Origin of the sequence: Micromonospora sp. NBC_01405 (genome assembly GCF_045040155.1) — a bacterium.
GTDB lineage: Bacteria > Actinomycetota > Actinomycetes > Mycobacteriales > Micromonosporaceae > Micromonospora.
In genome coordinates this window covers 5,793,606-5,812,689 of sequence record NZ_CP109532.1, presented here as the reverse complement: position 1 = coordinate 5,812,689, position 19,084 = coordinate 5,793,606, and the positions used below count along the sequence as shown (strand labels likewise).

Genomic DNA, 19,084 nt, shown 5'->3' with positions numbered 1-19,084 from the left:
CGGTCAGCCCGGGTCGCGGCGCGGTCAGCCCGGGTCGCGGCGCGGTCGGGGCGGCCGGTCGTCCCGGTCGATGCGCAGCTCCCGCTCCAACTCGCCGATGACGGCCCGCAGGTCGTCCAGCCGCTGCGTGAGCGCGATCCGGTCCACCTCGTCGGGCACCCCGTCGCCGTCCTCGTCGTGGCCGGGCGCGAGCCGCTCGGTCATCTCCAGCCGACGGGCCTCCTCCATCGAGTTGACGATGACCGCGATCAGGATGTTCAGCAGCAGGTTCACGGTGATGATGACGTAGCTGACGTAGTAGACCAGGGTCCACGGCGACAGGGCCATGCCCTGCTCGACGAGGTCCGGCAGCGTCTCCAGGGACAGCAGCACGAACAGGGTCAGCAGCGACCGTCCGATGTCGCCGTACTGCTCCGGCTGGGCCTCGCCGAAGATGAGCCAGCCGGCCATCCCGTACACGTAAAGGGTCACCCCGGCCAGCGCGAGGAAGCCGGCGACGCCCGGCAGGCTGCGCAACAACGCCGCGACGATGGTGCGCAGCCCGGGCGAGAACCGCACCAACCGCAGCATCCGGGCGACCCGCACGACGCGCAGCAGCGCGGAGTCGCCGTGCAGGCCGGGCAGGAAGATCGCGACTGTCACGACGAAGTCGAAGACGTTCCATCCGTGCCGGAAGAAGTCCTGCGGCCGGCGACCGTAGGCCAACACCCGGACGGCGATCTCGGCGACGAAGGCGGCCCGGAAGACCCACTCCAACCATTGCAGCACCGGCCGCGCCGCCCCCAGGTCGTGGTACGTCTCGACGCCGAGCACCACCCCGTTGGCCATGATGAGCACGACGATGGCGACCTCGAAGAGCCGCGACCGGACGACCCGTAGGCACCACCCGGCCAGCCCTGGCGGCCCGGCCCGGCGCCCCGGTCGGTCCTCGGTCGACGCCGGCCAGGGTACGTCGAGCATGGCCCCACCCTACCGAGGGCACCGACCGGCGACGTCACGCGCCGGGGGGCGTACGCAAGCCACGTCGAACGATGACCGCCACCGACGGGGTCAGGCCCCGCCACGAGCGCGGAGCCTCACCCACCACAGGAGCACCGTCGGGATCAGCCCCAGGTTCCGGCGTACGCGAGCCGCCAGTGCTGGTTGGTCCCGCCCCAACAGTCGCCCTGCACGACCCGGGCGGCGTGGGCGGTGCTGGCGTTCGCCACGTCCAGGCACTTGTCACTGTGTCGCGCCCGGATCTCGTAGAAGCCGTTGGAGAGCAGGACGAAACGCCAGTGCTGGTTCGTCCCGCCCCAGCAGTTGCCCTGCACGACCGGCGTGCCGTGGGCGGTGCTGGCGTTCGCCACGTCCAGGCACTTGTCACTGTGCTGCGCCCGGATCTCGTAGTAGCCGTTCCCGACCGCGATCCACCGCCAGTGCTGGTTCGTCCCGCCCCAACAGTTGCCCTGCACGATCGGTGTGAGGTGGGCGGTGCTGGCGTTCGCCACGTCCAGGCACTTCTCACTGTGCTGCGCGCGGAACTCGTAGTAGTCGATCGCCTGAGTTCCCAGTGCCGCACTTCCCCGAGCCTGCGGCGTGCCGGCACCGGCCTGGGCTGCTCCGGCGCCGAGCAGCAGCAGGCTGCTGGCCAGGAACACACCGAGCAGCGACTCCAGCGTGACACGCAGGGTCCTCCGGCGATCGCGTGACCTGCCGGGCAGGCTTCCCGACTGTGTCTTTCCGCTTACTTCGATCACTACAGCTCCTTACCTGTTGTGGTAATCGGACGGTGACCAGGTCGATCCAGCATCGCGGAGGCCGGTGCTGTCCGGTGGTTTCCCGGACAGCACCGGGCAGAGTCGACTCGTCGCAGCGCCCCGGCCGGGAGCGTCGGCCGCGCGATCCGAGCGGTGGGCCGCGTCGCCTTGGCGCGCAGCTTCGGGCTCATGCCATCGCCCCGAGGGGGCCGCCGCCTACCCGGCCGGGTCGTGGTCGACCGCCCGCCGGGCGGCGTTGCGGATGGCGCGCAGGCGTAACAGCACGTCGTCGCCGCCCCGGCCGAAGTGGTCGTGCAGCCGCCGGTACTCGGCGTACAGCGCGTCGTAGGCGCGGGCCCGCTCCGGGTCGGGCCGGTACACGTCGCGGTCGACCCGGCCCATCGCCGCCGAGGCGGCCGGCACGTCGGGGTACGCGCCGGCGGCGACCGCCGCGTGGATCGCCGAGCCCAGTGCCGGGCCCTGCGCGGAGCCGATGATGCCCAGCGGACGCTTCGTGACGTCGGCGTAGATCTGCATCAACAGGGCGTTGGCGGTGAGCCCCCCGGCCACGATCAGCTCGTCGACCGGCACGCCCGCCTCGGCGTACGCCTCGATGATCATGCGGGTGCCGTACGCGGTGGACTCCAGCAGGGCACGGTAGACGTCCGGCGGCCGGGTGGCCAGGGTGAGCCCGACGATCAGCCCGCTGAGGTCGTGGTTGACCAACGGGGAGCGGTTGCCGTTCCACCAGTCCAGCGCCACCAGGCCGTGCGCGCCGACGGGCTGGGCGGCGGCGGCAGCGGTCAGCGCCTCGTGCGAGGCGTAGCCGGCGGGGGCGGCGTGCGCGACGTACCAGCCGAAGATGTCGCCGACGGCGCTCTGGCCGGCCTCGTAGCCCCAGGAGCCGGCGCTGATCCCGCCGTCCACGACGCCGCACATGCCGGCCACCTCGGACAGCTCGGTGGCGTTGACCATGTGGCAGGTGGAGGTGCCCATGATGACGACCAGCCGGCCCGGGTCGAGGGCCCGCGCGGCGGCGGCGGTGACGTGGGCGTCGACGTTGCCGACCGCCACGGTGACGCCCTCGGGCAGGCCGGTCCACGCCGCAGCCCGCGCGGTCAGCCCGCCGGCCCGGGCACCCAGCGGGGCGAGCGGGCCATCGATCTTGGCGACAAAGTCGGCGAAGCCGGGGTGCAGGGCGGCCAGGTAGTCCCGGGACGGGTACCGGCCGTCCTGGTAGAGGCCCTTGTAGCCGGCGCCGCACACGTTGCGGGTCTCGACGCCGCAGAGCTGCCAGACGATCCAGTCGGCGGCCTCGATCCACCGCTCGGCCCGGTGGTAGACCTCCGGGTCCTCCTCCAGCAGTTGCAGGCCCTTGGCGAACTGCCATTCGGCGGAGATCTTCCCGCCGTAGCGGCCGATCCACGGCTCGCCGCGGGCGTGGGCCAGGGCGTTGATCCGGTCAGCCTGGGGCTGGGCGGCGTGGTGCTTCCACAGCTTGACCCAGGCGTGCGGGCGGGTGCGCAGCTCGGGCAGCTCGCACAGCGGGGTGCCGTCGGCCAGGGTGGGCAGCACCGTGCAGGCCGTGAAGTCGATGCCGACGCCGACGACGCGACGCGGGTCGATGCCGCTGGCGGCCAGGGCGGCCGGGACCGCGTGTCGCAGCACGTCGCGGTAGTCCTGCGGGTCCTGCAGGGCCCAGTCCGCCGGCAGCGCCCGCCCGTCGACGGCGAGCACCGAGTCCATCACGCCGTGCCGGTAGTCGTGCACCGCCGTGCCCAGCTCGGCGCCGTCGCCGACGCGCACCACCAGCGCCCGACCCGACAGCGTGCCGTAGTCGACACCGACGACGTACCGGTCCCCCGGCCCTGGCGAAACGCTCACGACACCCTCCGCTCACCCGCTCACGACATGTGCGGCAACGCTCGATCGGTCGCCGCCGTCCCTCGGCCCGCGACCCGCGACCCGCAATGGGGCGCTCGCGTGGGTCATCGCATCGGCTGGCCGACGCGGGGTGCGACGAATCGCCGCAGCGGCAGGCCGATGAGCAGTGCGACCGCCACCAGGAGGCCGCTGACCCACACCGGACCGAGGTCGCCAGCATCGGCCCCGAGGGTCGCTGCCGCAACGACGGGGCCACCGGCAGCACCGATGTTGAGCGCCGCGGTCGCATACGACCCTCCCATGGTGGGGGCGCCCGCTGCCTCGTAGAGCACCCTGGCGATCAGGGTGCTGCCCAATGCGAAGGAAAGCGTGCCCTGCACGAACACGAGGAGCAGAAGCGCCACCGGCTGGGCAGCCAGGGCCGCCAACGCGACCCAGCCGAGCAAGAGCAACGGGCCACCGACAGCGATCACGAGGCCGGGACGCTGATCGGAGAGCCGTCCCGCGAGGGTGACGCCGACGAAGGACCCAACGCCAAAGAGCACCAGCACGACCGAGACCCACAGCTCGCCCAGGCCGGCGGTGTCGGTCACGATCGGTGTCAGGAAGGTGAACGTGGCGAAGGTGGCAGCGTTGACCAGGGCACCGAGCAGCATGACCAGGACCAGCCTGGGCATCGCGAGTTGGGCGATCTCGTGCCGAAGAGACAAGCCGGCCCGAGCGTCCCGAGGGGTCCTTCCGACCCGGGCCGGGATGCCCTTCACGACGCCGAAGGCAGCGGGAAGGCAGAGCAGTGCGATCGCCCAGAAGGTCGCCCGCCAGCCGAGCAACGTGCCGAGCACCGCACCGCCGGGAACCCCGGCGATGGTGGCCACCGTCGTGCCCGAGAGCAGCACCGCCAGCGCGCGCCCTTTCTGATCAGACGCGACGAGCGTGGCCGCCGTGCTCAGTGCCACAGCCAGGAAGCCCGCGTTGGCCAGGGCGGCGATCACCCGGGTGACAAACAGAACCGCGAAACTCGTGGTGAGGGCGCCTGCGACGTGGGCCACGGCGAAAACCAGCACGAAGCCCAGCAGGCTGGCCCGGGCGGGCCACCAGCGCGCAAGCGCCGCCATCAGCGGCGCACCGACGATCATCCCGGCAGCGAACGCCGAGGTCAGAAGCCCGGCGGCCCCGACCGACACGCCGAGGCTTGTGGCGATGTCCGGCACCAGGCCGGCGAGCATGAACTCCGAGGTGCCCATGGCGAAGACCGCCACGGCAAGCAGGTAGAGCGGCAGAGGCATCAAGAGCTCCGAGGTGAGAGGAAACGAGGAGACGTCTCGTCACCGCGGCCAGCACCCCAGGGGCGCACGCGAATGTCCCATGCAGCGAGACTGCTGGGGAGCGGGCGATGAACTCAGTGGTTCAGGGGGCTGACGGCGTGACCGAAAGCCCCCACCTTGGATGCCTCAGGGCTCGACATGGCGCGAACACTACTCAAGACCACCGGTCATCACGCAACCGGTTTTGCCCCGGGGCGCGTGTCGTCACCCTCGCCCCCCACGACAGCGTTCACATACGTCGTCGTCAAGATGCTGGCCATCGAGGTCCGCGGCCGGCCCCGGGCGACCGGAGGTTTCGGAGATGTTTCGGCTGTCGGGCGGTGGTGGAGGAGGAAACGCCCGCGACGACTGGAGCGGCAGCGGTTCCGGGAGGGCCGACCGCCGAAAGTTTCGGGATATGCTGCGGCCGGGCCGACCTCGTGAGGGAGATGTCATGGAGCAGCGGCGGGCGACGCTGGCGGAGATCGCGCGCGCCGCCGGCGTGTCGGTCCCCACCGTCTCGAAGGTGCTCAACGGCCGACCCGACGTCGCGCCGGGCACCCGCCGGCGCGTGCAGACGCTGCTCGACGAGCGTGGCTACACCGCGCGCGGGTCCAGCCGGCCGGCTGCCCGGGCCGGGCTGATCGACCTGGTGCTGCGGGACCTGGGCAGCCCGTGGGCGATGCAGATCATCGACGGGGTGGAGGAGTTCGCCTACCGTGCCGGGTTCGGCGTGGTCGTCTCCGCGGTGCACGGCCGGCACCGCAACCGCCCCGACCGCCGGTGGACCGAGCAGCTCGCCGCCCGGCGCTGCGACGGCGTGCTCCTCGTGCTGTCCGACATCTCGACCGGCCAGCGCGGGCAGCTCGACGAGCTGGGCATCCCGGTGGTGATCATCGACCCGGCCGGGCAGCCCGAGGCGGCCATCCCCTCCGTCGGCGCCACGAACTGGGCGGGCGGGCGGGCCGCCACCGAGCACCTGCTCGGCCTCGGGCACCAGCGGATCGCCGTGATCGGCGGGCCGGCCGCCGTGCCGTGCAGCCGGGCCCGGGTCGACGGGTACCGCGCCGCCATGGACGCCGCCGGGCGGCGGATCCCCGCCGGCTACGTCCGCGCCGGGGACTTCACCTCACCGTCGGGCTACCGGGAGACGAACGCCCTGCTCGACCTGACCCGGCCGCCCACCGCGATCTTCGCGTGCTCCGATGAGATGGCCTGGGGGGCGTACGAGGCCCTCTACGAGCGCGGGCTGCGGGTGCCCGACGACTTGAGCGTCGTCGGCTTCGACGACCTGGACGCCGCGCGATGGGTGGTGCCGCCGCTCACCACCGTCCGCCAGCCGCTGACCGAGATGGCGGGGATGGCCGCCCGGATGCTGCTCAACCTGATGGACGGCGAGGAACTGGGCAGCCACCGCATCGAGCTCGCCACCCCGCTGATCGTCCGGCACAGCACGCGCGCCCGCTGACCGCACTACGCCGCACGCACCGCACGGGACCACAGGCACCGCAGGCACGGCACGCACCACACGGGACGCAGGCACCGCATGGCACGGCACGTACCACACGGGACCGCAGGCACCGCAGGGCACGGCACCGCCGCACGAAGCCGGCCGGCGTCCGTGGTCGCCGAACCGGGCAGCAGGCTTCCGGGACTTCGATGTATCGACATGTTGCATGAAGGTTACGGACGCCTTTAAGCTGCCGTGGGAGCGCTCCCGAGGACTCCGCCGATCGGGCGGATGCGCGCGTAGGCACGTCCCGCACCACACCCCCACCGCCGGGGCGACCCCCGTCCCGGGCCCCGCCCCACCACCCCCGACGGAAGAGACGGTCCGATGAAGAGAGTCCCCCGCCCGTCCCGACGACACCTGGCCATGGCAGGCGCCGTCGGCGCGCTGACCCTGGGCGCGACGGCGGTCCTGCCGGCCACCAACGCCATCGCGGCCACCGGCTGCGCCGTCACCTACACGACCAACAGCTGGGCCGGCGGGTTCACCGCCTCGGTCACCATCAAGAACCTCGGGGCCGCGGTCAACGGCTGGACCCTCGGCTTCAGCTTCCCCCACTCCGGGCAGCGGGTGGCGCAGGGCTGGTCGGCCACCTTCAACCAGACCGGCAGCGCCGTCACCGCGCAGAGCCTGAGCTACAACGGTTCGCTGGCCACCGGAGCGAGCACCAACATCGGCTTCAACGGCTCCTGGACGAGCAGCAACCCGGCACCGACGTCGTTCACGCTCAACGGCACGGTGTGCACGGGCGGGACGACGCCCACCACCGCGCCGCCGACCACGCCGCCGCCGACCAGCACTCCCCCGCCAACGACGCCCCCGCCCACCACGCCGCCGCCGGGGGGCACGACGCCCGTGGCGATCAACGGCCAGCTCCGGGTGTGCGGGGTCAACCTGTGCAACCAGTACGGCAAGCCGATCCAGCTGCGGGGCATGAGCACCCACGGCCTCCAGTGGTTCTCCCAGTGCTACAACGACGCGTCCCTCGACGCGCTGTCCAAGGACTGGCTGGCCGACCTGCTGCGCGTCTCGATGTACGTGCAGGAGGACGGCTACGAGACCGACCCCGCCGGCTTCACCAACCGGGTCAACACGCTGGTCGACGAGGCCACCGAGCGCGGCATGTACGCGCTGATCGACTTCCACACGCTGACGCCCGGCGACCCGATGTTCAACCTGGCGCGGGCCAAGACGTTCTTCGCCGCCGTGTCGGCCCGGCACGCCAGCAAGAACAACGTCATCTACGAGATCACCAACGAGCCCAACGGCGTGAGCTGGTCGACCATCAAGAACTACGCCGAACAGGTCATCCCGGTCATCCGCGCCAACGACCCGGACGCGGTCATCGTCGTCGGCACCCGCGCCTGGTCCTCGCTCGGGGTGTCCGAGGGCGGCAACTCCACCGAGGTCGTCAACAACCCGGTGAACGCCGGCAACATCATGTACGCGTTCCACTTCTACGCCGCCTCGCACAGGGACAGCTACCGCGCCGAACTGGAGCGCGCCGCCGCCCGGCTGCCCATGTTCGTCACCGAGTTCGGCACCGTCACGTACACCGGCGGCGGCGCGGTGGACGCGGCCAGCAGCACCGCCTGGCTGGACCTGCTCGACCGGCTGAAGATCAGCTACGCCAACTGGACGTTCTCGGACGCCGACGAGGGCAGCGCCGCGTTCCGCCCGGGCACCTGCTACGGCGGGACGTACACCGGCCCCTCCGTGCTGACCGATTCCGGCACCTTCATGCGCAACCGGATCCGCACCCCGGACAACTTCCCCACCAGCTGAGCCCGCCACCCGTACCCGGTGGGACCGCCCGCGCTCGGCGGCCCCACCGGGTACGTCGTGGTCAGAGCGGCTGTACGAAGTACGGGGAGACGTCGAACCAGCCGTTGCCGGCCGCGCCGCCCAGCCGGCCGCTGCTGGCGGTGGACAGGGTGTACCAGGAGTCCACGTAGTCCGGGTCGTCGGTGTACCAGGAGGTCGGAATGGCGTCGAGGATCGCGCTCACCAGCGGCTGGTACACCCCGCCGTCCACGATCACCAGCAGCGCGCCGACGATCGCCTGGACCAGGGCCTTGTAGTTGGTGTCGCCGTCGTCCTCCATCATCACCACGTCGGCCAGGTTGTACTTGTAGGCCGAGAAGTGCACCAGGAGCTGGTTCGGGCGGTAGGTCGTGCCGTCGTGGTCGAGGTAGGGCATCTGGACCAGGTCGACCGTGGGCTTGCCGTCGAGCCCGAACCCGGCCACGAGGCTGTAGATCTCGGCGTCACCCTTGAGCCAGGGCTCGTGGTCGTCGTTGAGCCGTACCGCGTCGACTTTCGTGGCCCAGTAGCCGGACGCCGCCGCGGTCCGCGCGGTGGTCGCCGCCCGCGCGGCGGCGGTGTCGGTGACGCCCCGGCGGGCCAGTTCCCCGCGCATCAGCTTCAGGCCGGCGGACAGCGCCCGGCCGGTGTCGACCTCCACCAGCAGCACCGGGCGGTCGGGAACCCGGGCGGCGTCCAGCCGCACCGGCCGGGCACCCCGGTCGTAGGCGGTGACGCTGGTCAGTTCGTCGTCGGTGGGGGTCGCCGCCACCAGCGGAACCGCGCCCCGGGTCGCCGCGGCGCGCATGTCCGGGGTGGCCCAGCGCAGCCGCAGCAGCGACCCGGCCGTTGCCGGCAGGCCCTTGGCCGCGAGCACCCGCCGGTTCGCGGCCCGCGCCTCGCCGGGCAGGCCCGCTGCCGCGAGCGGGACGGCGAGCAGGTCGGCCGGGCCGTCGGCGGTGGCCGCGAGGACCGCCCGGGTCGCCGCCGGGTCGGCGAGGGCCCCGGCGAGCCGGCGGGCCAGCCCGTCGGTGACCGAGAGGACGGCGCCGGCCGGGGCGGCGGCGGGCGCGGGGCCCCGGTGCTCGGGGAAGGCGTACGCGGGGGTGGCAACCGGGGCGGCCAGGACGGCCGCCGCGAGGCCGGCCGCAAGCGCGGCGCGGCGGAGGGTGGGAGTGTGCACGCGGGCTCCTCTGCATGGTCCGACCGCCGGCTCGTGGCGACGGTGCAGAGAAGATATACATCCAGACTGTTGCACTTATCAATGTTCTGGGTCGACCCGCATCGCGCGGACGGCCTCCCCCGCGTACAGGCAGGCGGCCTCGTGCCCGGCGGCGACCTCGACCAGCGCCGGGTCGGTCTCGGCGCAGTCGGGGCGGGCCTGCGGGCACCGGGTCCGGAACCGGCAGCCGCTCGGCGGGTCCACCGGGCTCGGGATGTCGCCGCTCAGGATGATCCGCCGGCGGTGCCGCTCCACCTTCGGGTCGGCCACGGGGATGGCCGACAGCAGCGCGGCGGTGTACGGGTGGGCGGGCTCCCCGTACAGCTGCGCTGGCGTGCCGGTCTCCACGATCCGGCCCAGGTACATCACGGCGACCCGGTCGCTCATGTGCTCGACGGCGGCCAGGTCGTGCGCGATGAACAGATAGGTCAGCCCGAGGTCGCGCTGCAGCCCGCGCAACAGGTTCATGATCTGCGCCTGCACGCTCAGGTCGAGCGAGGCGATCGGCTCGTCGAGGACGATCAGGTCGGGTTCCCCCGCCAACGCCCGGGCGATGCCGACCCGCTGGCGCTGCCCGCCGGAGAGCTCGTGGGGATGCCGGCCGGCGAGGTCGGCGCGCAGGCCGACCATCTCCAGCAGCTCCGCGACCCGCCGGCGGCGGGCGTCCGCGGAGTCGACGAGCCGGTGCACCACCAAGGGCTCGGCGATGCTCGCGCCGATCGTGAGCCGCGGGTCCAGCGACGCCTGCGGGTCCTGGAACACCATGGCCACCCGGCGGCGCAGGCCGCGCAACTGGCGGCGGGACCACCACGTCACGTCCCGGCCACCGACCCGGACCGACCCGCAGGTCGCGTCGACCAGGCGCAGCAGCGCCAGGCCGGCGGTCGACTTGCCGCTGCCCGACTCGCCGACCAGCCCGAGCGTCTCGCCCCGCCGGATGTGCAGCGACACCCCGTCGACGGCGCGGACGGCGGTGCCACCGGGCGCGGGGAACCACACCCGGAGCTTGTCGAGCTCGGCGACGGGCTCGCCCGGACCGGCGGCGGGAAGGGGTACGCCCCGGGCGGTGTCGGCGGTCATGCGTCCTCCGAGAGCGGGGTGTCGGCGGTCATGCGTCCTCCGAGAGCGGGTAGAAGGTGCGCACCTGGTGACCGGGGCCGACCGGCACCAGGGGCGGCAGCTCGTGCTCGCAGCGGGCGTCGCCGCGAACCGGGCAGCGGGGCCAGAAGGCGCAGCCGGCGGGCAGTTCGAGAGGGCTCGGCGGCGACCCCTGGATCGCCGGCAGGTCCCCGTCCCGAAGGCCAGGGCCGGGCCGGGCCGCCAGCAGCGCCCGGGTGTACGGGTGCGACGGCGCGTCGAACACGGCGTCGACCGGCCCCTGCTCGACGATCCGCCCCCCGTACATGACGGCGACGGTGTCGGCGACCCCGGCGACCACGCCGAGGTCGTGGGTGATCCAGACGACGGCGGTGCCGAGCCGGTGGCGCAGGTCGGTGACGAGCTCGACGATCTGCGCCTGGGTGGTGACGTCCAGCGCGGTGGTCGGCTCGTCGGCGATGAGCAGGGCCGGCTCGCAGGCCAGGGCCATCGCGATGACGACCCGTTGCCGCATCCCGCCGGAGAACTGGTGCGGGTACGCGTCCACGCGCTGCCGCGGCGACGGGATGCCGACCAGGTCGAGCAGCTCCATCGCCCGTTCCCGGGCCTGGCGGCGGGTCATGCCCAGGTGCTCCTCGCAGGCCTCGGAGACCTGCCGGCCCACGGTCAGCACCGGGTTGAGCGAGGTCATCGGGTCCTGGAAGACGAAGCCGACGTGCCGGCCGCGCAGCCGGCGGCGGCGCGGCTCGGGCAGCGCGGTCAACTCCTCGCCGAGCAGCCGGACCCGGCCGGTGACCCGGGCCGTGCGGGGGGCCAGCCCGGTGGCGGCCAGCACGGTCATGCTCTTGCCGCTGCCGGACTCGCCGACCAGGGCGAGGGTCTGCCCGGCCCGCACCGACCAGCTCACGCCGGCGACCGCCCGCGCCGGGCCCCGGCGGGTGCCGAGCGTCACCGTCAGGTCCTCGATGGCCAGCACCGGCTCGGCGTCGGTCACGGCGCCAGGGTCGCGGTGGGCCGCCCCGGGATCACGGCCGGACTGTGCCGGGGTTCCCGTCCGCTCGCTCATGCCCCGCTCCTCCTCGCCTCGCCGACGGTGAGCTGACGCGGGTCCAGCACGTCCCGCAGCGCGTCGCCGACCAGGTTGAAGGCGAGCACGGTGAGGAAGATGGCGGCGCCGGGGAAGACGCCGAGCCACCACGCCTCGGTGACGAACCCGCGTCCGTCGTAGAGCATCCGGCCCCACGCCGGGTCCGGCGGCTGGATGCCGAGGCCGAGGAAGGACAGGGCCGCCTCGGACAGGATGGCGAAGGCCAGGGACAGCGACGTCTGCACGATCAGCGGCGCAGCGATGTTGGGCAGCACGTGGCGGCGGAGGATCCGCGCGTCCGACGCCCCGATCGACACGGCCGCCCGGACGAAGACCTGCTCCCGTACCGAGAGCACGCCCGCGCGGGTGACCCGGGCGAAGATCGGGGTGTAGACCACCCCGATGGCGACCATCGCGGTGAGCAGGCCCGGCCCCAGCACGGCGACGATCGCGACGGCGAGCAGCAGCACCGGGAACGCGAAGAGCACGTCCATGCCGCGCATCAGGACGTTGTCCACCCAGCCCCGGTACCAGCCGGCGAGCAGCCCGACGGTGACCCCGACCAGCAGCGCGATGCCGACGCTGACCAGGCCCACCTGCAACGACACGCGGGCGGCCACGAGCACCCGGCTGAGCACGTCCCGGCCCAGCTCGTCGGTGCCGAACGGGTGGTCGAGGCTGGGCGGGCGGAGCATCCCGTCGACGTCGACGTCGTTGACCCCGTCCGGCGCCAGCCACCGGCCGGCCACCCCGACCACGAGCAGCAGGAGCAGGACGACGGTGCCGACGACGGCCGGCGGGTCGTGCCGCAGCGCGGACAGCGCCCGGCGCAGCATGCCGTCCCCCGGGCCGCTCACCGGGTCGTTCTCCCGGCCGCTCACCGGACGCCGATCCGCGGGTCGAGGCGGGCGTAGAGGATGTCCACCAACAGGTTCATCAGCAGGAACAGGGCGGCAACGAACAGCACCGCGCCCTGGAGCACCGGGTAGTCGCGGGCCTGGACGGCGTCGTAGGTGAGCCGCCCGACGCCCGGCCAGGCGAACAGCACCTCGATCACGATCACCCCGCCGATCAGGCTGGCAAACTGCACCGCCACCACGGTGACCACGGGGATCAGCGCGTTGCGCAGCACGTGCCGGACGACCACGACCCGGGAACGCAGCCCCTTGGCCTCGGCGGTGCGCACGTAGTCCTCGGAGAGCACCTCCAGCACCGAGGAGCGGATGAACCGGGTGAGGATCGAGGCGGTGACCAGCCCGACCGCCGCGGCCGGGAGGAGCACGTGGGACGCCCACCCCGCCGGGTCCTCGGTCAGCGCCACGTACCCCGACGGCGGCAGCCAGCCGAGCACCCCGGCGAAGAGCAGGATGCCCATGATGCCCATCCAGAAGTCGGGCACCGACACCCCGAACTGGCTGAACACCCGGGCGGCGTAGTCGAGGGCCGAGCCGCTGCGCACGGCGGAGAGCACCCCCAGCGGGAAGGCGACCAGCAGGGCGAGCAGCACGGCGGTCACCGCCAGCGACAGCGTGGCCGGCAGCCGCTCCAGCACGATGGTGGTGACGGGCTGGCCGCTGCGGAAGCTGACCCCGAGATCGCCGGTCAGCGCGTGGCCGACGTAGCTGACGTACTGCGCGACGAGCGGCCGGTCGAGCCCGGACCGCTCCCGCAGCGCGTCGTAGGTCTGCTGGTCGAAGCGGGTGCCGAGGGCGACCCGGACCGGATCGCCCGGCACCAGTTGGAGCAGGAGGAAGACGACGAGCGTCACCCCCAGCAGGACGACGACCGACTGGAGCAGCCGGCGGAGGACGAAGCGTGCCACGCGAGGCTCCCGTCAGCTCACCGGTCGAGGCCGACGTCGCGGAACCGGACGGCCCGGTCGGAGCGGACCTGGTACCCGGTCACCTGCTTCGACCAGCCCTGCACCACCTCTGGGTTGTACAAATAGAGGTAGCTGGCGTCGTCGACGATCTGCTTCGCGGCCTGGTCGTACGTCCGCTTGCGGGCCGCCGGGTCGGTCTGGGTCCGGCCGGCGTCGAGGAGCTTGTCGACGGCCGGGTTGCTGTACTTGTGGAAGTTGAACGTCGCACCGGTGCGGTGCTGGGCGTAGTAGAACTCGTCCGGGTCGATGTTGCCGAGCCAGCCCAGCATGAACGCGTCGAAGTTGCTCTTGCCCTGCTCGTCGAGCCACTGGGCGAAGTCGAGGGTGCGGATCTTGACGGTGATCCCGACGTCCTTGAGCTGGGCGGCGATCACCTGGGCGGCGGCGACCGTCTCCGGGTACTCGTTGGTCACCATCAGGTCCATGGTCAGCCCGCGCACGCCGGCCTGCCCGAGCAGCTGCCGGGCCTGGGCCGGGTCGTGCCGGTACGGCGCGTACTCGTGGTACCAGGAGCTGCCCTCGGGGATGGCGGTCTGGTTCGGCTTCGCCAGGCCGAACTTGGCCGCCTTGGTGATCGCCTCGCGGTCCAGGGCGAAGGCGATCGCCCGGCGCACGTTCACGTCGTCGTACGGCTTGCGGCCCTGGTTGAGCGCCAGGTACCAGTAGTCGGTGGAGGGCCTCGACTCGACGGTGACGCCGCCGCCTTTCTCCTTCAGCGCCGCAACCTGCTGGGGCGGGAGGTTGTCGGTCCACTGGACCTCGCCGCTGCGCAGGTTCTGCAGCGCCACGGTGGGGTCCTTGACGAAGGTGAAGGTGACCCCGTCGAGCTTGGGCCGGCCGCCCCAGTAGGCGTCGTTGCGGACCAGCTTGACGCTGTCGCCGGAGGTGTAACCGGCCACCGCGAAGGGCCCGCTGCCGACCGGCTTGGTCTTGACCGCCCCGGACTCCACGTTGGACTTCTCGACGATCGCGACGCCCTTGAAGCCGCCGAGGTTGGCCAGCAGGTTCGGGGTGGGCTTGGTGAGCGTGACGACCACGGTGGTCGGGGCTGGCGCGGCCACCGACTTCACGGTCTCGAACTTGTACGCCTGGTTCAGCTTCTCGGAGATGATCCGGTTGTACGAGTAGGCGACGTCCTCCGAGGTCAGCGGCGATCCGTCGGAGAACCTGACCCCCTCGCGGAGGGTGAAGGTCCAGGTGAGCTGGTCGTCGCTGGTGGTCCACCTCGTCGCCAGCGACGGGCCCATGCGCAGGTCCGCGCCCGGCTCGACCAGGGTGTCGTAGACGTTCTCCAGCACCTGGAAGCTGTAGTAGGCCGAGGTCCTGTGCGGGTCGAGCTGGTCCGGTTCCCCGCCGATGGCCGCGGCGAGCGTCCCCCCGGCGCCCCCGCCGCCCGGGTCACCGGCGCCGCCGACGTCGACGCTCTCGCCGGAGCTGCACCCGGCTGTCGCAGTGAGCGCGAGCGCGAGCACCGCGCCGGCCAGCCTGGATCTGGTCATGGACCGGTCCCCTCCCCTGGTGAGCGGGGCGGGCCCCGCAGCCGTCGAGCGCCGCGATCCGTCCCGTCCACTTTCGACGGCTTCCCACCACCATGCCCGCCCCGGCCCGAATGCGAAACCTGAGGCGAGGAAACCAGGGGGCGACGGGAGCCCCTGCGGCGGCGTCACCGCCGCGAGCCCCGCCGATCCCGGCGGCCTTCGGTTTTGTCACGCAACTGTCATACGACTGGGAGATCCCCTCCAAAACCACGTAGCAGGGTTGCGGTTGCCCAGACGCCGCGGCGGCCCCGTGCCGCCGTCAGGCGGTGACCGACGGGTCCGGGCCGGGTCGGTCGGGGTCACCCCGATGCCCGGCCGACGTCCTCCGGGGCCCGACCGCGGCAGCGGACAACGAGAGGAATCCGGGATGACCGTCGTACCGGACGATCGCCTGATGACACTGATCTGCGACGACTGCGGCGACACCACCACCGGTCACGCCTGCGTGCTGCCCGACGCCGAGGTCGTCTGGACGCTGGTGTCCGAGCACGGCTGGAGCGGCTCACCCTTCGCGGTCGGCCCGCACCGCTGCCCGCCGTGCAGCATCGCCGGCCCGGAGGGCGGCCCCCGCTGGGCCGGCCCGGCCCTCGGTCTGGACCACGTCGACGACTGCGACGAGGTCACGGGCCGGGACGAGGGCGCCCTGCGCGCCGCGCTCGACGACACGGTCGAGTTCGACGGGCGGGCCGTCGTGGACCTGCACGGCGTGGAGCAGATCGACCCGGCCGGGCTGGGCCTGCTGGTGCGCGCGCACCAGCAGGCCAGGAACCGGGGCGTCGTGCTGTGCCTCGCCGCCCCGTCCCGGTTCGTCCGCACCGTGCTGCACACGATGCGACTGGACGGCGTCTTCCCGGTCTTCGACACCCAGCGCGAGGCCCTGCTGGACCGACCCCGACCCGTTCGTACCCCCGGGCGGTGAACCCCGGCCCGCCCGGCGCCGGGGTGACCACCGGACCGGGCGGGTGTGGACCCGGTCGGTTCAGCGGCCGTCGGGCCGCCCGGGCTCCGGCTGGTAGACGTCGGGCACCCCGTCGCGGTCGAGGTCGACGTTCTCGGCCTCGTGCACCTGCCGGTACAGCCGGCTGCGCCCGCGCAGGATCACCGTGGCCAGGACGGCGGAGACCAGGGAGCCGGTGAGCACCGCCACCTTGACGTGGCCGTCGCGCTCGCTGCCGAGCCCGAAGGCCAACTCCCCGATCAGCAGCGAAACGGTGAACCCGATCCCGCCCAGCAGCGCCAGGCCGAGAACATCGAGCCAGTTGAGCCCCTCGTCGAGGTCGGCCCGGGTGAACCGGGACACCAGCCAGGTGGCCAGCATGATGCCGATCGGCTTGCCGAGCACCAGGCCGACCACGATGCCGACCGCCGCCCGGTCGGTCAGGGCGCTGGCCAGCCCGGCGAGGCCGCCGATGGTGACACCGGCGGACAGGAACGCGAAGACCGGCACCGCGACGCCGGCGGAGAGCGGACGGAACCGGTGCTCGAAGTGCTCGGCCAGGCCCGGACCGGCGTCCGGGCCCCCGGCGGCCCGGCTGCGGAGCACCGGCACGGTGAAGGCCAGCAGCACACCGGCGACGGTGGCGTGCACCCCGGAGGCGTGCACCAGGGCCCAGGTCGCCGCCGCCAACGGCAGCAGCAGCCACCAGGAGCGCACCCGGCGCCGCACCAGCAGGGCGAAGACCGCCAGCGGGACCAGTGCGCCCAGCAGTGGCCCGACGGCCAGGTCGGAGGTGTAGAACACGGCGATGATGACGATGGCCAGCAGGTCGTCGACCACGGCGAGGGTGAGCAGGAACGTGCGCAGCGCCGCGGGCAGGAACCGCCCGACCACGGCGAGCACGGCCAGCGCGAAGGCGATGTCGGTCGCGGTCGGGATCGCCCAGCCCTTCGCCGCGTCGGCGTCGGCGATCAGGGAGTAGAGGACTGCCGGCACGAGCACCCCGCCTGCGGCGGCGGCCACCGGCACCGCGGCCCGGCGCGGGTCGCGCAGGTCACCGGCGACGAACTCGCGCTTGAGCTCCAGCCCTGCGACGAAGAAGAAGATCGCCAGCAGGCCGTCGGCGGCCCAGGTGGCGAGGCTGAGGTCCAGGTGCAGCGCCGCCGGGCCGAACCGGAGGTCCCGCAGCGCCTGGTATCCGTCGGACCAGGGCGAATTCGACCAGATCAGGGCCAGCAGGGCCCCGGCGAGCAGGAGCGCCCCGCCGACGGTCTCCTTGCGCAGGATGGCCGAGATGCGACTGGTCTCACCCCACGAGCGTCGGGCGAACAGGCTGGTACGGCGCCGGGGGGCGTCGGTCACGGGGTCTCCTCGTCGGCAGGGGTCGCGTCATCCATCGCCGACCAGACTTCCCGGCACACCAGGACACCAACGTTAGCCTGCACCCGGGCCGGACCGCAGCGGGGGGAAAGGATCGCCGCCGGCGCCGGCCGCCCGGCCCGCCCCGCCGCGGCGGGGCGCGGACACCGGACACGGGTGCGGATGACACCGCCACCCCGGCCCGCGAGGTTGCCAGACGCACACGGCCTATCCATACTGATGGATGTTCCTGAGCCGGACATGATCGGGCGCCGGGCAGCCTCGATCGGCAACCCTGTCGCATTCGCATCCTCCGGAGGAACCCGTCGATGAGAGCGAAGATCAGACTGCTGTGCGCCGCCCTGGCGGCCGCCGCGGTGACCGCGCTGACGGCGCTGACCGTCCCCACCCCCGCGTCGGCCGCGGCGCTGACCGAGGTCACCGGCTTCGGCACCAACCCGAGCAACCTGCGCATGTACCTGTACGTTCCGGACAACGTCGCGCCCCGACCGGCGCTGGTGGTCGCGGTGCATTACTGCACCGGCACCGGCCCGGCCATGTACTCCGGCACCCAGTTCGCCGCCCTGGCCGACCGGTACGGCTACATCGTGGTCTACCCGTCGGTGACCCGGAGCAGCCAGTGCTTCGACGTCGCCTCGCCCCAGGCGCTGCGCCGCGACGGCGGCAGCGACCCGGTGGGCATCAAGTCGATGATCGACTACGTCCGGCAGCACTACCCCGTCGACCCGAACCGGATCTTCGCCACCGGCGTCTCCTCCGGGGCGATGATGACCAACGTCCTGCTCGGCCTCTACCCCGACGTGTTCGCCGCCGGCTCGGCGTTCGCCGGTGTTCCGTTCGCCTGCTTCGCCACCACGAACGGCTCGGAATGGAACAGCGAGTGCGCCAACGGGCAGATCACCAGAACCCCGCAGGCGTGGGGCGACCTGGTCCGCAACGCCTACCCCGGGTACGCCGGCAAGCGGCCCCGGATGCAGCTCTGGCACGGCACGAACGACGAGGTCCTGCGCTACCCCAACTTCGGGGAGGAGGTCAAACAGTGGACCAACGTGCACGGGCTGAGCCAGAACCCGACGTACACCGACACCCCGCAGTCCGGACAGACCCGCACCCGGTACGGCGGCAGCGGCCCCACCGCGCCGGTCGAGGCCATCAGCATGAGCGGCGTGTCGCACAACCTGCCCGTGGACGCCGCCCAGGCCGTCCGCTTCTTCGGCCTCGACAGCACCACCCCACCGACCACCCCGCCACCCACCACGCCGCCGCCGACCACCCCGCCACCCGGCGGGGCCTGCCGGATCGGGTACGCGGTCAACGCCTGGAACAGCGGCCTGACCGCCTCCGTCACCATCACCAACACCGGCAGCGCCGCGGTCAACGGCTGGACCCTGGCGTTCACCCTGCCCAGCGGACAGGCCATCACCAACGGCTGGAACGCGTCCTACTCCCCCAGCAGCGGGGCGGTGACCGCCCGTAACGTCTCCTACAACGGCGCCATCGCGCCGAACGCCTCGGTCGACATAGGCTTCCAGGCGACCCACACCGGCAACACCGCAAAGCCGGCCTCGTTCACCCTCAACGGGGCGGCCTGCGCCGTCGCCTGACCGTCCGCGCGGGCAGCGGTGGGCGTCGAGGACGCCGACGTCCACCGCCACCCCGCCCGCGCGCCGGGGAGGTCGGGTCCCGCGACCGGCTCAGCT

The 19,084-nt window shown here is 72.7% G+C and carries 14 protein-coding genes and 1 pseudogene; 4 read left to right on the top strand and 11 right to left on the bottom strand.

The features are described from left to right. Nucleotides 1-24 precede the first annotated feature (24 nt). The 4 genes and pseudogenes from OG559_RS25170 to OG559_RS25155 form a co-directional block, all read right to left on the bottom strand. Complete coding sequence (locus tag OG559_RS25170) at nt 25-960, bottom strand: ion transporter (RefSeq protein WP_405107845.1); 936 nt, start codon at nt 958-960, stop codon at nt 25-27. A gap of 143 nt (nt 961-1,103) precedes the next feature. Beyond that, entirely contained in the window at nt 1,104-1,739 is a 636-nt protein-coding gene (locus OG559_RS25165; protein ID WP_405107842.1) for an RICIN domain-containing protein, read from the bottom strand. Nucleotides 1,740-1,955: 216 nt separating this feature from the next. Continuing rightward, the gene (araB, locus tag OG559_RS25160; RefSeq protein ID WP_405107840.1) at nt 1,956-3,623 is read right to left on the bottom strand and encodes a ribulokinase; all 1,668 of its coding nucleotides are present in this window, start codon (nt 3,621-3,623) and stop codon (nt 1,956-1,958) included. 102 nt (nt 3,624-3,725) lie between these two features. Further along, nucleotides 3,726-4,909, bottom strand: a pseudogene (locus OG559_RS25155) (Cmx/CmrA family chloramphenicol efflux MFS transporter); the annotation flags it as partial. A 472-nt stretch (nt 4,910-5,381) separates the two neighbouring features. On the opposite strand from OG559_RS25155, the gene OG559_RS25150 reads away from it, so the two are divergent. Continuing rightward, nucleotides 5,382-6,395 carry a LacI family DNA-binding transcriptional regulator gene (locus OG559_RS25150; protein WP_405107837.1) on the top strand — a complete coding sequence of 338 codons (1,014 nt, stop codon included), beginning with the start codon at nt 5,382-5,384 and terminating at the stop codon, nt 6,393-6,395. Nucleotides 6,396-6,764: 369 nt separating this feature from the next. Further along, nucleotides 6,765-8,222, top strand: coding sequence for a cellulase family glycosylhydrolase (locus tag OG559_RS25145; protein ID WP_405107834.1), 1,458 nt, complete (start codon nt 6,765-6,767; stop codon nt 8,220-8,222). 61 nt (nt 8,223-8,283) lie between these two features. On the opposite strand, the gene OG559_RS25140 is transcribed toward OG559_RS25145, so the two are convergent. From OG559_RS25140 to OG559_RS25115, 6 genes are all read right to left on the bottom strand, one after another. Beyond that, a complete protein-coding gene (locus tag OG559_RS25140) occupies nt 8,284-9,423 on the bottom strand; it encodes a DUF3103 family protein (protein WP_405107831.1) in 1,140 nt (379 codons plus the stop codon). A 78-nt stretch (nt 9,424-9,501) separates the two neighbouring features. After that, nucleotides 9,502-10,542 (bottom strand): ABC transporter ATP-binding protein, encoded by a 1,041-nt coding sequence (locus OG559_RS25135; RefSeq protein WP_405107828.1) that lies wholly within the window; start codon nt 10,540-10,542, stop codon nt 9,502-9,504. Nucleotides 10,543-10,570: 28 nt separating this feature from the next. Further along, complete coding sequence (locus tag OG559_RS25130; RefSeq protein ID WP_405116949.1) at nt 10,571-11,554, bottom strand: ABC transporter ATP-binding protein; 984 nt, start codon at nt 11,552-11,554, stop codon at nt 10,571-10,573. Nucleotides 11,555-11,622: 68 nt separating this feature from the next. After that, nucleotides 11,623-12,504 carry an ABC transporter permease gene (locus OG559_RS25125; protein WP_405116947.1) on the bottom strand — a complete coding sequence of 294 codons (882 nt, stop codon included), beginning with the start codon at nt 12,502-12,504 and terminating at the stop codon, nt 11,623-11,625. Nucleotides 12,505-12,524: 20 nt separating this feature from the next. Continuing rightward, a complete protein-coding gene (locus OG559_RS25120; RefSeq protein WP_405107825.1) occupies nt 12,525-13,469 on the bottom strand; it encodes an ABC transporter permease in 945 nt (314 codons plus the stop codon). 17 nt (nt 13,470-13,486) lie between these two features. Then, nucleotides 13,487-15,028 (bottom strand): ABC transporter substrate-binding protein, encoded by a 1,542-nt coding sequence (locus tag OG559_RS25115; protein ID WP_405107822.1) that lies wholly within the window; start codon nt 15,026-15,028, stop codon nt 13,487-13,489. Between the two features lie 406 nt (nt 15,029-15,434). On the opposite strand from OG559_RS25115, the gene OG559_RS25110 reads away from it, so the two are divergent. Further along, complete coding sequence (locus tag OG559_RS25110; protein ID WP_405107819.1) at nt 15,435-15,986, top strand: STAS domain-containing protein; 552 nt, start codon at nt 15,435-15,437, stop codon at nt 15,984-15,986. A gap of 60 nt (nt 15,987-16,046) precedes the next feature. Here OG559_RS25110 and nhaA read toward each other — a convergent pair whose 3' ends face one another. Continuing rightward, nucleotides 16,047-17,366: a Na+/H+ antiporter NhaA gene (gene nhaA / locus OG559_RS25105; protein ID WP_405107817.1), complete on the bottom strand. Its 1,320-nt coding sequence runs from the start codon at nt 17,364-17,366 to the stop codon at nt 16,047-16,049. 326 nt (nt 17,367-17,692) lie between these two features. Between nhaA and OG559_RS25100 the strand changes: the two genes are divergently transcribed. Then, nucleotides 17,693-18,988: a PHB depolymerase family esterase gene (locus tag OG559_RS25100; RefSeq protein ID WP_405107814.1), complete on the top strand. Its 1,296-nt coding sequence runs from the start codon at nt 17,693-17,695 to the stop codon at nt 18,986-18,988. The last annotated feature ends 96 nt before the right edge of the window (nt 18,989-19,084 follow it).

Bases quoted from the DNA above. Each gene is read 5' to 3' on its own strand.
- OG559_RS25145 (WP_405107834.1), top strand. From the start codon at position 6,765: ATGAAGAGAGTCCCCCGCCCGTCCCGACGACACCTGGCCATGGCAGGC.
- OG559_RS25135 (WP_405107828.1), bottom strand. From the start codon at position 10,542: ATGACCGCCGACACCGCCCGGGGCGTACCCCTTCCCGCCGCCGGTCCG.
- OG559_RS25100 (WP_405107814.1), top strand. From the start codon at position 17,693: ATGAGAGCGAAGATCAGACTGCTGTGCGCCGCCCTGGCGGCCGCCGCG.
- OG559_RS25110 (WP_405107819.1), top strand. From the start codon at position 15,435: ATGACCGTCGTACCGGACGATCGCCTGATGACACTGATCTGCGACGAC.
- OG559_RS25170 (WP_405107845.1), bottom strand. From the start codon at position 960: ATGCTCGACGTACCCTGGCCGGCGTCGACCGAGGACCGACCGGGGCGC.
- OG559_RS25115 (WP_405107822.1), bottom strand. From the start codon at position 15,028: ATGACCAGATCCAGGCTGGCCGGCGCGGTGCTCGCGCTCGCGCTCACT.
- OG559_RS25150 (WP_405107837.1), top strand. From the start codon at position 5,382: ATGGAGCAGCGGCGGGCGACGCTGGCGGAGATCGCGCGCGCCGCCGGC.